Source organism: Pseudoalteromonas sp. NFXS39 (assembly GCF_040148775.1).
Taxonomy (GTDB): Bacteria; Pseudomonadota; Gammaproteobacteria; order Enterobacterales; family Alteromonadaceae; genus Pseudoalteromonas; species Pseudoalteromonas apostichopi.
This window is the reverse complement of sequence record NZ_JAGDEC010000010.1, coordinates 137,470-151,084: the sequence shown is the minus strand read 5'-3', so window position 1 is coordinate 151,084 and position 13,615 is coordinate 137,470. Positions and strand designations below refer to the sequence as shown.

Here is a 13,615-nt window from a genome sequence, read left to right as displayed (position 1 = left end):
ATCTGGGCAAAACAATTAGCTAAATGCTAACTATTAAAATAAATGGTGCCGACTATCCGAGTTGAACGGATGACCTACTGATTACAAGTCAGTTGCTCTACCAACTGAGCTAAGTCGGCACACTAAACCTGTGTGCGTTGTGCACTTAATCACATTGTGATTATAAATAATGGTGCCCAGAGGCGGAATCGAACCACCGACACGAGGATTTTCAATCCTCTGCTCTACCGACTGAGCTATCTGGGCAAAACAATTAGCTAAATGCTAACTATTAAAATAAATGGTGCCGACTATCCGAGTTGAACGGATGACCTACTGATTACAAGTCAGTTGCTCTACCAACTGAGCTAAGTCGGCACACTAAATTTGTGTGCTATGCACTATACTGATGTTTTAATCAAAAATTAAACACCAATATATTTAATAATGGTGCCCAGAGGCGGAATCGAACCACCGACACGAGGATTTTCAATCCTCTGCTCTACCGACTGAGCTATCTGGGCAATATTTAGTTTTATGCAGAATATCCACAAGGATTTTCAATGCAATTCCAAACGGCTCTAATACCGAGCTATTTTGGCACTAAATTTTAAACGCACTTTTAAGCAACAAAACTGGTTGTCGCTGTCTGGGCGTGCGGCGTATTAAACGGGTTTTGCCCTCTCAAGTCAACTTTTTTTTGAGGATTCTAACTGTTTGCACAGTTTTCAATCAAGATTGCTGTTTTTAATAGCTTTTAGCTTATTTAATCTACAAACTTAGCGCCTTTGAGTTGACCCTCATCATAAAAGGGTTACCTATGTTAAAAACGTGGTGAATTTTTCTTCGTAGATGATAGGATTATCTAATAATCAAGAATATGCTCAATGTTGCTGTTTAATTGTTGGACTAATGCCATGCCAAGTAAATCGAATTCACCTGTTAAAGGCCTCTTACCGCTTTTTATAATCACGAACCTTGTCATCGCCTTGCTAGCGGTTGTTGCTTATTCCTTTTATCCAACTAGTAATAAACCACAAAAGATAGATAAACCTCAATTAACAGCTCAGCAACTATCAGCTCAACTCACTTCTCCACTTGTCAGCGCATTAACTATGCCAGGTCAAGACAAAGTAAAAGAAGTTTTAGACTTAGCACACCTCCTTCAGGCTAACTTTGATTATTACTTGTATAGATACGAATTCAATGGTGACGTTTCACTGGTTTACGCTAATAACAAAAAGCTCATAACGCCAAGTAAAGTAAACCAACAACTAGAACAAAACTCACTCATTCACACTGTACTTGAACTTAATGACCAACCTGTCGGTGAACTTATAGTAAAACAACATCCATCTGAGCAGCCTGTTACACAATCAACAGGGGTTTCACTCGCCCTTGCAGCCATGACTCTTCTTGCATTAATTATTTTATCCTTCGCACTGAGCATTTTTATCAATAAACGTTTTAGTAAAAGCAGTAACGCTTTGAGTCAAGAGTTAAAAGCAATTACCGAAAATGCAGATTATCAGACCCACGTAACTGAAGAATTGGATTTTGGATTAAACTCTGTAGCTAGACACATCAACTTGCTTCTAAATAAAGTTCAGTCAGCTATAACGGAAAACAAAGCTTCTCAGGCTGATTTACAAAAACTACAAAGCAGCCTTGAAAATGAAGTACACAAGCGAACCCTTGCTCTTGAGCAAGCAACCCTAAAAGCCGAGCAGGCAAACGAAACTAAAACTACTTTCTTGGCGACCATGAGCCATGAGATTCGCACCCCTATGAACGGGGTTATCGGAACTATTGATTTACTGCGCCAAACAGAGCTAGATGGTGCACAGCACAGACTAAGCACAATTATTCGTGATTCTGCATTTTCATTATTAGGAATATTAGATGACATTCTCGATTTCTCGAAAATTGAAGCGGGTAAATTAAACATCGATAACATTCCTTTTTCTGTGTCAGACACCATAGAAGAAGTCGCTCGTGTTTTATCATCGGTTGCTAAAAAGCGTGATCTTGAATTAGAACTTGCTATTGCCCCTGATATTCCTACGAACTTGATTGGTGATACAGTGCGAGTTCGCCAAGTTCTTTATAACTTATGTAGTAATGCGATTAAGTTCACCTCAACAGACGACAAACGTAAAGGACATGTCAAGATTTCGGTAGAGGTGGCACAAAACACCACTGACCACTACACCCTGCGTTTTAGTGTATTAGACAACGGTAAGGGTATGACGCAAGCACAGCTTCGCGAGATCTTTAACCCATTCATTCAAGCTGAAGGCTCAATCACCCGTGAATACGGTGGTACGGGCTTAGGTTTATCTATTTGCAAAAGCTTAACTGAGCTAATGCTAGGAACTATTTCTGTATCTAGTGACCTAGGAATAGGCAGTGAGTTTGTTGTCGAATTACCTTTTAGTACACAAGGTAAAGTTGAATATGCTCATAAGCAGGTAATGAAAAACCAACGCGTAGTGGTTGTAACTAACCATGATGGTCGTAAAAAGATACTTACTCGTTATCTATCATTTATGGGAGCAACTCCTGTTATCGCTGACAACAGCGATATAATCGAAGTAGAACAGGATAAAAAAGATATTATTTGGATCCTCGATGGTATCGAGAGCATGGAAGATATTAACTATATCTTGCGCCGCTTACTCTACACCCTAGAAGATAATAAACAACAAGTTATAGTTCTAAGTAAACTGGACGAAGCCGCCGTTAATCATAAAAATATTTTCTACCTAAACGCAGCACCGCTATGCAAGTCCAACTTTATGATGTCGCTACTTGTGGCAGCTGGTTTACATAAACCAAAACAAATAACTTCAAAAAAATCACTTAACGACTACTTAAGTGTTGATAAAGCCCGCGAAGAAAATAAGCTAGTATTACTTGTTGAAGATAACGTGCTAAATCAACAAGTGTTAACCGATCAACTACACCTGCTAGGCTATGGTGTTGAGCTGGCTGAAAATGGTGAAAAAGGCCTTGAAGCATGGCGTGAAGGAAAACACTCAATTATTCTGACCGACTTACATATGCCAAAAATGTCTGGTTACGATATGGTTGAAATAATTCGTAATGAAGCGTCACAGCTTGAAGATATCAATGCACAACCTTACGTGATTGCCATCACAGCTAATGCTCTTAAAGGTGAAAAAGAGCGCTGTTTGAGTATAGGTATGAACGATTACATCACTAAGCCAGTTGAATTAAATGTACTAGAAGCCACATTACACAAATGCGCTTACAAAACGAACCCTGAGGCTACTAAGCTCGAAGTGAAAAGACCGGCAGCACCAATCGATATGAATGTATTGGCTGATTATGTTGGTACTGACGAGAACAAAAAACTACGCTTCTTTAAAATGTACTTAGAGCAAAGCTACCAGCTAAGTAAGGAAGTCAACAGTGGTGTCATTGAGCAGGATCTAGAGGCCATTATATCAGCCTGTCATCAGCTCAAGTCTATTTCAAAAACGATTGGCGCAATGAAAGTTGCAGAACTAGCTGCTGTATTTGAACAACGCTGTAAAGAAGATGAACTTTCTAGTGATGACTTAATTGAACTGCGTGACAGCTATGAAATTGAATATTCCAAAGTAGCGCAGTATTTAAAAGAACAAATAAAAAAAGCAGAGCAAGATACTGAATAACACCTATCAAAAAAGGGCCATAACGGCCCTTTTTGCTTTTAGATCATAGGCTTATTTTTCTGGTGGACGGTAGCCTTCTATTTCTACGTCTTTACCTTCAAATAAGAAACCTACCATTTGCTCTTCTAAAAAAGCACGGTGCTCTGGGTCCATCATGTTCAGATGCTTTTCGTTGATCAGCATTGTTTGCTTGTGTTGCCATTGGCCCCAAGCTTCTTTACTGATATTGTTGAAAATCTTTTCACCAAGCTCACCTGGGTATAGTTGGAAGCCTAAGCCTTCAGCTTCTTTTTGTAACTTTTGACAAAATACTGTACGTGCCATAATTGCTCTCTACTCTTATTGCGTGATGCTATTGTAATCTATTGCGCTTAATTGTTTAACCAGCTTTTTCGTAGGCGCTGCAAGACCAACTTCAACTGACTCATCAAGCGGATACCAAACTAATTGACGCTCATTGATAAGATCAGGAATGTTCGGCAGTGTTAAAACATGCGGATTAATAGTCAGCTCAAAATGCGAAAATATATGGGTAAATGCTTCAAGTGCCTGCGTATCGTTAGATAAACCATGCTGGGCTAAAAATGTTTCTAGCTCAGTTAACTCGCTAAACTCAAAAAAGCCAAACAAACCACCCCATATCCCTGAACTTGGGCGTTTTTCCATGAGTACTTTATTGTCACAGGCTAGAATAAGCTGATGACATGACTTTTTAGGCACTGCTTTTTTAGGCTTTGAATGTGGAAACTCTTTAACTTTACCTTCATTAAAAGCAAGGCATTTACTATTTAAAGGGCAAGGCTCACAGTCGAATTTACTCCGCGAACAAAGGCTTGCTCCTAAATCCATCATTGCCTGATTAAACTCAGTGACCGACTCTTTAGGCGTTAATTGCGATGATAATGACCAAAGTTGATTTTCGACCTTTTTCACTCCATACCAGCCTTCAACCATAAAAAAGCGTGCTAGTACTCGTTTAACATTGCCGTCTAGAATTGGATGATGTTGGCCAAGCGATAAAGACAAGATTGCCCCAGCAGTTGAACGTCCAATACCCGGCAAGTCCATCACCTCTTCAAGAGTTGTTGGAAATTTACCTTGGTATTTATCGCGGACTATTTTTGCCGTTTTATGCAAGTTGCGCGCACGGGCGTAATAGCCAAGCCCTGTCCAGTGGTGTAGCACCTGATCTTCATCCGCATTTGCAAGCGCAATGATGTCAGGAAAGCTTTGCATAAACTTTTCAAAGTAAGGAATAACAGTAACGACCTGAGTCTGCTGTAGCATAACCTCAGAAATCCATACTTTATAAGGGGTTTTATTTAACTGCCATGGCAGCGTTTTACGGCCGTGAAGGTGATACCAGTCAACCACTTGGTTTGCAAACCAAGTTGACTCCTTATTGCTTAAATTCAAAATAACGTCTTTACCTGCTGAAGCTCATTGCGGCCAAGTCTATTGCAGTTAGTTAGGCCAAGCAAGTCGAACAGCAGCAGCTTTACCTCAATGTCAAAATTAATCTCGCAAGATAAACAGGCCCTGACTATTGTACTCAAGGCGCTGGTCAGGGATAATACGCAACCTTTTTCTATAGTCAGTGTTTTTATCAGGCCAAATTTATGAATGATTCAAGCAACCCAAACCTCGAGCAAGCAAAGCAAGAGGGTAAATATATCCGCACGATTCGTAGTTTCGTTAAGCGCGAAGGTCGCCTAACAAAAGGCCAAGCCGCCGCCATCGAAAAGTGTTGGCCAACGATGGGCCTTGAGCACAAAAATGGCATGCTAAACCTAGCTGAAGTGTTTGGTAACGATAACGATGTCGTACTAGAAATCGGCTTTGGCATGGGCAAATCGCTAGTTGAAATGGCTAAAAACGCACCTGAGCTTAACTTCATTGGTATTGAAGTTCACCGCCCGGGTGTGGGTGCCTGTTTAATGGATGCGGACGAAGCTGGTATAACAAACTTACGTGTATTCGAACACGATGCGGTTGAAGTGCTTGCTGATTGTATTGCTGATGAAAGCTTATCTAAGCTGCAATTATTCTTCCCTGATCCATGGCATAAAAAACGTCACCATAAGCGTCGTATTGTACAACCTGAGTTTGCGCAAAAATTACGTAGCAAGTTAAAAATTGGTGGTGTTTTCCATATGGCGACTGACTGGGAAAACTATGCTGAACATATGCTTGAAGTAATGCAAGTTGCTGAAGGTTACAAAAACCAGTCAGAAACTAACGATTATGTTCCTCGCCCAGACTCACGCCCACTGACAAAGTTTGAACAACGTGGTCACCGCTTAGGTCACGGCGTATGGGATCTAATGTTTGAGCGTACTAAGTAATAGAAGGTAAAAGCAACATGAGTAAGTTAACCAATCCAAGTTTATTATTGCTTCGAAATGAAGACGAACTTATTGGAAAATCGATTTTAGTGGTTAACTTTGAGCAAGATGGCTTTTTACACGAACTTAAAACACTCAATCCTAACTCAGTAATTACCGCGTTCAGCTATAACCACGCAAATTTCATGTATGCCAGCAAAATTGCCGGCGTACATGCTGTGGTTGATCACACTATTCCACATGGTAACTACGATTTAGTTATCTACTATTACCCTAAAGCTAAGCCAGAAGCACAAATGTGCCTTGATAACATCCGTGCTGTTTGTCATCAAGATGTACAACTTTTTGTGGTAGGTGAAAATAAAAGCGGTGTTAAATCAGCAGAGAAACAGCTAAAAGACCACTGTAATTTTAGTAACAAAATCGATAGTGCTAAGCACTGTATTTTGTATTTATTCTCTGAGCTTACGCTAAACGATAGCTTTAATATCAGCCGTTACCATAAGCAATTTCAGGTAAAAGCGGGCGAAGTCGAATTTACTGCGATCAGTGTGCCAGGGGTATTTAACCATGGTGCTCTTGATGTTGGTACTGCGGTACTTTTAAATAATGCGCCAAGTATTAGCAAGGGCAAAGTACTCGACTTTGCTTGCGGCGCCGGCATTATTGCTACTTACTTAGGTTTAAAGCAGCCTGAGCTTGAATTTGTTTGTAGCGATGTAAGTGCATTGGCAACTTATGCCACTGAGCAAACACTGGCGTTAAATCACCTTAAAGGCCAAACGGTATTGAGTGATGGCTTGGCAAATATTAATGGTAAGTTTGACTTAATCATCAGTAACCCGCCTTTCCATACCGGTATTGCTACAGACTACACCATTGCCGAAGCATTTCTTAGCTCAGCTAAGCAGCACTTAAGTAAACAAGGTCAGTTGACCATAGTTGCAAACAGCTTCTTAAAATACCCACCTATTTTAGAAGCGCAATTTGGCCAATACAGTACCGATTTCAAGAATACTAAATTTGCAGTTTACTCAGCTAAATAAAAGTTGAGTAAATAGCTTATTCGTAGTAAAAATATTTTTTAAAATATTTAGTTACTTTCAATTGTCTTTGCTAGACTAAACTCTTACTAATAACAAAAATTCTGGCCTTCAAAAGCGCATGCCGACATTTTCGACACAAACAAGTATTCGTAAAGCGTTGACCAATGCGGTAATGCTAGTTACTGCGTTATGTTTGTCTTTGTCTATTTCTATTTCGACTTACTTAGATGTCAAAGAGCAAAAAGCACTGATTGTCGATAAAATCTCTATTCTATCGAAAATAATCGCCTACAATGCACAAATCACCGTGTTGTTTGATGATAACGAAACAGAATCTGAGCGCTTAAAATCATTTGAGTCTGTGCCGCTCATTAAAAACATCCACATCTACTCAATCGATGAATTATCAAACGAACCAGTGTTTTTTAGTAGTTTTAATGCCAACCGAACACCACCTGTACCCATTAAAGTCGGTAGCATCGATAATTTATTAGAACCGCGTTTTAAAGATGAAGATATAGAGCTAATAACACCTATCGTATACGAAGGCGACACGATTGGTTACGTTTACGTTCGCGGCGGCTTAGATAGGCTAAACCAGTACATTAATCGTAAGATTATCATCGATATTTTGCTCACCTTATTTGTTCTAGTTCTGGTGTACTTTGTTGCTCGACGTATTCAAAAACGCATTGCAAACCCTATTGATGAGCTGAGTAACCTGCTGCAAGATGTATCGAAAAATCATAACTATGAAACTCGTGCGAAAAAAACCAATATTGATGAAATAAATCAACTTGCTGGCAGCTTAAACATCATGCTCGCGCGCACTAAAAAGCAAATTGAGCGCCACGAAAAAGACAAACAAGAGATTAAACAACTAAACCAAAGCCTTGAAGAAAAAGTAAACCAGCGCACAATCGCATTACGTGAGGCTAACCAAGAACTACTCAATACCCTTGAGCGAATGCATCAATACCAAAACCAAATCGTCGAAAACGAAAAAATGGCTTCACTAGGCCAAATGGTTGCTGGCGTTGCCCATGAGGTAAATACACCTATTGGCTTGGGTATTACAGGCTCTACTCTACTCCGTGATAAACTCGCTGAAATTAATGCCCTATTTGAACAAAAAACTCTAACTTCAGCACACTTAAAACGCTTTATTAATGACGGCATTGAAAACTTAGACCTCATCTATCGCAACCTAAATCGCGCTGCTGAACTAGTTTCTAGCTTTAAGAAAGTTGCCGTTAATCAAGATGTCGAAGTCACCACTAAAATAAACTTAAATAATTTATTGAGCGATGTAGTGATGTCGATGCGCTCTGAAATTCAATACCGTAATCCAAAAATCACGATTAACTGCAACAATGATGTTAGTATTGAAACCAAATCTGGACCGTTACAACAAGTGCTACAACAGCTGTTAAGTAACTCGGTGATACATGCATTTAGTGACGATCAAAATAACGAAATCACCTTTAACGTTGAGCGCAACGAAAGTAGCTTGAGCATTCATTACTTTGATAATGGCCATGGTGTTGAAAAATCGATTCGAAAACGTATTTTTGACCCATTTGTGACGACTAAACGTGGTGAAGGTGGTAGTGGTTTAGGCATGCACTTGGTGTATAACTTAGTGACTCAAGCACTCGGTGGTAGCATCGTATACGATGAACTAGTCCAAGAAGGTACACACTTTATAATTACCCTGCCGTTGCAAGAAGGTGCAGCGTAATGAGATTAGTGAGTTGTATCTTATTAACTTTGCTTGTTGTGTGCCCGGTATCTGCAAAATCACCTGACCAGGTAAAATCGGCATTTTTGTATCAAATTGCCAAGTTCACTAAGTTTAATGAGCAAATGGATCCTCCACCTATTTCATTCTGTTTTTATGACTTAGATAAAGGCCCTGGTGCGTTTCTTAAAGATAGAAATGAACTGCAAATTAACAAAAAGCCAATCAAAGTTATATTAGTGAAAAAAACCCAGCAAATTTCTGAACTTTCTCAAGTTTGTGATATCACATACATTGATGAAACATTAGAAAATGATATACTTCCACTTTGGACCGATACAATTTCATTGGATACTTTAACGATAGGTGAAAGTATCAGCTTTTTAGAAAATGGCGGTATAGCCTCTCTGGTTCAAGAAGGAAATAAAATCCGACTGTATATCAATAAGCAGCACGTATTGCAGCATAACTTTAAAGTGCAATCTCGATTGTTAGCTATGGCTAAGTTTTATCCAAATTGATTTTACTTGTTAACAATTGGATCTAATCCTATAATCTCTAGTATTCGGTTTTGCTTGATAATACCGAATTTTTGTAAATAAAATTTCCGAAAAGGTTAATATACAATGCAAACGCCAGTCATTCTGATCGTAGAGGATGAAGACGTAACTCGACTAAACCTCGTTAGTTTATTTGAAGCTGAAGGTTACAAAGTTATTGAAGCCATTGATGGCGATGATATGCATGACAAGCTTACAAATAATGATGATGTGAACCTTGTAGTTATGGACATCAACCTACCAGGTAAAAACGGGCTAATCTTAGCGCGTGAATTACGTCAAAAACGTAACGTTGGTTTAATTTTCTTAACAGGTCGTGACAACGACGTTGATCGCATTTTAGGTCTTGAAATTGGTGCTGATGATTACATCACTAAACCTTTCAACCCTCGCGAATTAACTATTCGTGCTCGTAACCTTATTTCGCGCACAGCACTAGGTGGCGAAGAAGCGAATATCGAAACAAATGGTGTTATCACATTTAACGGTTGGGAACTTGATGAAAACAGCCGTTGTTTAACATCACCAAGTGGCGATGCGAAGCGTTTACCTAAAGGTGAATACCGCGCGCTACGCTTAATGCTTGACTCACCGGGCCGTATTTTCAGCCGTGAGCAATTAATCAAGCACATGACTGGTCGTGAGCTTCGCGCTAATGACCGTACTGTAGACGTAACGATTCGTCGTATCAGAAAACACTTTGAAAGCGATAACAGCACATCTGAGCTAATCAGCACCATCCATGGTGAAGGCTACCGCTTCATTGGTAAAATCGACAGCTAATTAGAATTAATCTTCTAACTGTTGCAAGAATAATTGGAGGGCTTCACGCCCTTCATTTATTTTAACTGCTAGTTCATCAAGCCACAGTTGTAACTCTTCACTACTTTCATCAAGCGCGCCGTGTTCCATCTTCTTAGCGTGTAACTGCACATCGTTTAAGCCTACAGAACCAGCCGCACCTTTTAATTTGTGTGCCACCGATTTGTACTCTTCTCTATCATCTGCCGCTAAGGCATCTGCCAGCTCAGTTTGGTACTGAGGGTTTAACTTATTAAATAACTCACAGCTACGATTAAATATAACCAGCCCCATAGAGCCTACAAAGTCTTCGATGGTTTCTATGTCGAGTAACTCAATGCGAATACCTGATAAATCTTTTTCAGTCACGGCTTTGATTGGCTCAGGCTGACAGTTTTTTTGCTGTTTGATATCAAATAGCTCGCCGAGCATTTTATCGAGTTTAGTGGTGTTGATAGGCTTGGCAAGTGCTCCTTGAATATTGATGCCAGCAAGCTCTTCTTCGGCGCTACGTACGTTGGCAGTCAAGGCGACGATTGGCAGCTTATCAAAGTGTTCATCGTCACGAATTTGACGAGCTACTTCATCACCATTGATATCAGGTAATTGCATATCAAGCAGAACTAGATCTAAGTCATCTTCTGTATAGACAAACGACAGCGCATCTTCACCAGTTTCAGCCCAAATAACTTCGTGCCCTCGCTGCTCAAGTAAGTTAGTAGCTATTTCAGCATTTAACGGCACATCTTCCACTAAAAGAATGTTTAAGCTACGAACTGCATAACTTTGCTCTGTAGGCGCAATACATAACTGAAGCGGTATTTCGACTACAAAAACACTGCCCTCACCTTCTGTACTGCTGACATTAATTTCACCTTTCATCGCGCTAACGAGTGCTTTCGTTACCGCAAGGCCGATACCAGAGCCAATGGCATTAGTACCATTGATATCAGGTGCTTTATAGTACATGTCAAAAATACGGTGTAGTTGCTCTTGCGGAATACCCTGCCCTGTATCACTGACTCGCATAACTAACCACGGACCATCGGCACGATTCTCACGACGACATTCAAGTTCAACATGGCCTTGTTGAGTAAACTTAACCGCATTGTTGATAAGGTTCCAAACGACTTGGCGTAAACGAGTTGGGTCGAGCGATGCGTAAACATCCAGCGTACCTTTGCGCTTAATATTGAACTCTAGCCCTTTTTGTTCAGCAATCAGACCGGCAAAGTTCACTACATCATTAATAAAGTCGGCCACGTTGACTGAGTCGGCAACAATATCGAGCTGCTCACGGTCAATTTTATCTAAATCAATAATATCGTTAAAAATATTGCCAAGGGTTTCGGCACTCGAAAATACCGTGTTACACCAGCTACGTTGCTGTTTATCTAGTTCAGTATCAAGTAGCATGCGGGTTAAACCCACAATACCGTTAAGCGGCGTTCTTAACTCATGACTTAAAGTCGCAATGAACTTACCTTTATCTTTATAGGCTGCTTCAAGTGCTTGTGCTGCTTCTTTACGACTGGTGATATCACGTCCAAAAGCAAGTAAACCAATGTACTCACCTTTTTCATTAATAAAGGGTAACTTACGCATTTCAAACCAACGCTTTTCACCCCCTACTGGATATTCAACATCAAGAGTGAGAGCTTGGTGAGTTTGTGATACTTTTTTATCGGTGCGCAGTACCTCAGGTAAATAATCACTTGGGTAGATTTCTTCAACACTTTTACCTATTAACTCATCGCTGCTTTTCCCTATCACTTGTTCAAACATTTTATTACAGCCAGCAAATACGCCGTTGTTGTCGCGGTAATAAAACAAATCGGGAGACGAGTCGACAATAGAGCGCAATAACATACCTTGTTGTGCAAGCTCTTGTTGGGTTTTCTTACGCTCGGCAATTTCACGCCTGAGTTCTTCGATTGCTCTGTGTTTGGCATGAAACGCCATTTTACGCTCATCAATCTCTTCATTTAAGCGACTGATATTGTCTTTTAGCGTTTGGTTGAGTAGTTTTTCTTGTTTGGTTGCGCTATCTAGATAGCTGTAAGAGGCTTCTAACTGACGAATTGAGTTAAGCAGCACAGTAATTAAAATCGGCGATACCACCGCAGTGAAGAACATCACCGCCAAAACATCAACTAAAGTCACCGTACCGACTGCTACATAATAAAACATGCACGATAAGATCAGCGACATGACCAATAATAAGGCATAACAGGCGGCGGCAGTTTTAAACTCACCGTATTTAGAAATAAAGCTTGAGAGTGTGCGAGCCCACGGACTCAAAGAAGAATCAATCATATATTAAAGCTTAGGCACATAATCGAAAAAAAACAGCATAGCTGATTTTATCACTATTCCTTTAGAAATATTCATATTGTGCGATAAACATAGAATTTTTTCATCAACGCCGCTTTTTTATATTTTTTCATGTAAAATACCGCGCTTTAATAATTGCAAAGAATGAGTATTACCATGCAAACCACGATGCCAGATATTGCTGATACGGCTCCCGCCCTACAAACAGGTAAATTAGACTGGGTTGGCATGGGCGAAATTGAACTTCCTTTCATTTTTGAAACTCGCAATATTGCCCCTGTAAATGTAATTGCCAAGGCACGAGCTTTTGTAAACTTGCATAAAGAAGACGCGAAAGGCATTCACATGTCGCGTTTATTTTTAGCGTTAGACACTTTATCAACCGAGCAGCAAGTTAATCCACAAACACTTGCCCAAGCACTTGATGCCTTTATTAGTAGTCATGATGATTTAAGTGACCAAGCACAAATCGAATTTAAATTTGAGCTGCCTTTACGTCGTAAATCTTTATTAAGTGGCAAAGTGGGTTGGAAAAACTACCCTATTCACCTGATCGCGAAGATCAACCAAGGTGTTTTAAGCTTTGAGTTAATGGTTGATGTAACTTACTCGTCAACATGCCCATGTTCAGCAGCCCTTGCTCGTCAATTAATTCAAAATGCGTTTAGCGAAAAGTTTGCAGAGCAAAATGTTGATAAGCAAACTGTTTTAGAATGGCTAGGCACAACTGACGGAATTGTTGCTACACCACACTCACAGCGTTCAATTGCAAACGTGAAAGTAAAACTCGATAGTAACGTTGACAGTTTTGATGTGGTTGGCTTAATTGATGCGTTAGAAGCTGAGCTAAAAACACCTGTGCAAGCGGCAGTTAAACGTGAAGATGAGCAAGAATTTGCCCGCTTAAATGGTCAAAACTTAATGTTCTGCGAAGATGCTGCACGTAAAATTAAAGGCTTACTTGAACAGCATAACTACGCAGATTATTGGTTGCAAATCAATCACTACGAATCACTTCATGCCCATGACGCAGTAGCAATCGCAGTTAAAGGGATTGCAGGCGGATACACAGCTTAAAAATTTCGAGTACCTCCACACACTTAGGCACGCTAATTGCTTTTAATTTTCA

10 protein-coding genes and 4 tRNA genes are annotated in these 13,615 nt (G+C 40.0%); 7 read left to right on the top strand and 7 right to left on the bottom strand.

Going from position 1 to position 13,615, the window contains the following annotated elements:
- Nucleotides 1–43 precede the first annotated feature (43 nt).
- The 4 genes from J3455_RS17525 to J3455_RS17510 all read right to left on the bottom strand — a co-directional run bounded on the left by J3455_RS17525 (nt 44) and on the right by J3455_RS17510 (nt 503).
- Nucleotides 44–119: transfer RNA gene (locus J3455_RS17525), tRNA-Thr, on the bottom strand.
- Nucleotides 120–170: 51 nt separating this feature from the next.
- Nucleotides 171–246, bottom strand: a tRNA-Phe gene (locus tag J3455_RS17520).
- Between the two features lie 35 nt (nt 247–281).
- A tRNA-Thr gene (locus tag J3455_RS17515) sits at nt 282–357 on the bottom strand.
- 70 nt (nt 358–427) lie between these two features.
- Nucleotides 428–503, bottom strand: a tRNA-Phe gene (locus J3455_RS17510).
- Nucleotides 504–896: 393 nt separating this feature from the next.
- Between J3455_RS17510 and J3455_RS17505 the strand changes: the two genes are divergently transcribed.
- A complete protein-coding gene (locus J3455_RS17505; protein WP_167659065.1) occupies nt 897–3,659 on the top strand; it encodes a hybrid sensor histidine kinase/response regulator in 2,763 nt (920 codons plus the stop codon).
- 51 nt (nt 3,660–3,710) lie between these two features.
- On the opposite strand, the gene J3455_RS17500 is transcribed toward J3455_RS17505, so the two are convergent.
- A complete protein-coding gene (locus tag J3455_RS17500) occupies nt 3,711–3,983 on the bottom strand; it encodes an oxidative damage protection protein (protein ID WP_036970432.1) in 273 nt (90 codons plus the stop codon).
- Between the two features lie 15 nt (nt 3,984–3,998).
- Nucleotides 3,999–5,075 (bottom strand): A/G-specific adenine glycosylase, encoded by a 1,077-nt coding sequence (gene mutY / locus J3455_RS17495; RefSeq protein ID WP_175580500.1) that lies wholly within the window; start codon nt 5,073–5,075, stop codon nt 3,999–4,001.
- 203 nt (nt 5,076–5,278) lie between these two features.
- Here mutY and trmB point away from each other — a divergent pair, with 203 nt between their 5' ends.
- The 5 genes from trmB to arcA all read left to right on the top strand — a co-directional run bounded on the left by trmB (nt 5,279) and on the right by arcA (nt 10,134).
- Nucleotides 5,279–6,004: a tRNA (guanosine(46)-N7)-methyltransferase TrmB gene (gene trmB, locus J3455_RS17490; protein ID WP_130050839.1), complete on the top strand. Its 726-nt coding sequence runs from the start codon at nt 5,279–5,281 to the stop codon at nt 6,002–6,004.
- 17 nt (nt 6,005–6,021) lie between these two features.
- Complete coding sequence (gene rsmC / locus J3455_RS17485; RefSeq protein ID WP_349562113.1) at nt 6,022–7,050, top strand: 16S rRNA (guanine(1207)-N(2))-methyltransferase RsmC; 1,029 nt, start codon at nt 6,022–6,024, stop codon at nt 7,048–7,050.
- 118 nt (nt 7,051–7,168) lie between these two features.
- On the top strand, nt 7,169–8,791 hold the full coding sequence (locus J3455_RS17480; protein ID WP_130050837.1) for an ATP-binding protein: 1,623 nt from the start codon (nt 7,169–7,171) through the stop codon (nt 8,789–8,791).
- Nucleotides 8,791–9,312 carry a YfiR family protein gene (locus J3455_RS17475; protein WP_130050836.1) on the top strand — a complete coding sequence of 174 codons (522 nt, stop codon included), beginning with the start codon at nt 8,791–8,793 and terminating at the stop codon, nt 9,310–9,312. Before J3455_RS17480 ends, J3455_RS17475 begins: the two co-directional genes overlap by 1 nt.
- Before the next feature lie 105 nt (nt 9,313–9,417).
- Nucleotides 9,418–10,134 carry a two-component system response regulator ArcA gene (gene arcA, locus J3455_RS17470; protein WP_054551295.1) on the top strand — a complete coding sequence of 239 codons (717 nt, stop codon included), beginning with the start codon at nt 9,418–9,420 and terminating at the stop codon, nt 10,132–10,134.
- Between the two features lie 6 nt (nt 10,135–10,140).
- On the opposite strand, the gene arcB is transcribed toward arcA, so the two are convergent.
- The gene (gene arcB / locus J3455_RS17465; protein WP_130050835.1) at nt 10,141–12,468 is read right to left on the bottom strand and encodes an aerobic respiration two-component sensor histidine kinase ArcB; all 2,328 of its coding nucleotides are present in this window, start codon (nt 12,466–12,468) and stop codon (nt 10,141–10,143) included.
- Between the two features lie 174 nt (nt 12,469–12,642).
- Between arcB and folE2 the strand changes: the two genes are divergently transcribed.
- Nucleotides 12,643–13,563, top strand: coding sequence for a GTP cyclohydrolase FolE2 (gene folE2, locus J3455_RS17460; RefSeq protein ID WP_130050834.1), 921 nt, complete (start codon nt 12,643–12,645; stop codon nt 13,561–13,563).
- Nucleotides 13,564–13,615: the final 52 nt, after the last annotated feature.

Excerpts from the sequence above, each read along its gene's own strand:
- J3455_RS17505 (WP_167659065.1), top strand. The coding sequence starts at position 897 with ATGCCAAGTAAATCGAATTCACCTGTTAAAGGCCTCTTACCGCTTTTT.
- J3455_RS17500 (WP_036970432.1), bottom strand. The coding sequence starts at position 3,983 with ATGGCACGTACAGTATTTTGTCAAAAGTTACAAAAAGAAGCTGAAGGC.
- trmB (WP_130050839.1), top strand. The coding sequence starts at position 5,279 with ATGAATGATTCAAGCAACCCAAACCTCGAGCAAGCAAAGCAAGAGGGT.
- rsmC (WP_349562113.1), top strand. The coding sequence starts at position 6,022 with ATGAGTAAGTTAACCAATCCAAGTTTATTATTGCTTCGAAATGAAGAC.
- J3455_RS17480 (WP_130050837.1), top strand. The coding sequence starts at position 7,169 with ATGCCGACATTTTCGACACAAACAAGTATTCGTAAAGCGTTGACCAAT.
- J3455_RS17475 (WP_130050836.1), top strand. The coding sequence starts at position 8,791 with ATGAGATTAGTGAGTTGTATCTTATTAACTTTGCTTGTTGTGTGCCCG.
- arcA (WP_054551295.1), top strand. The coding sequence starts at position 9,418 with ATGCAAACGCCAGTCATTCTGATCGTAGAGGATGAAGACGTAACTCGA.
- arcB (WP_130050835.1), bottom strand. The coding sequence starts at position 12,468 with ATGATTGATTCTTCTTTGAGTCCGTGGGCTCGCACACTCTCAAGCTTT.
- folE2 (WP_130050834.1), top strand. The coding sequence starts at position 12,643 with ATGCAAACCACGATGCCAGATATTGCTGATACGGCTCCCGCCCTACAA.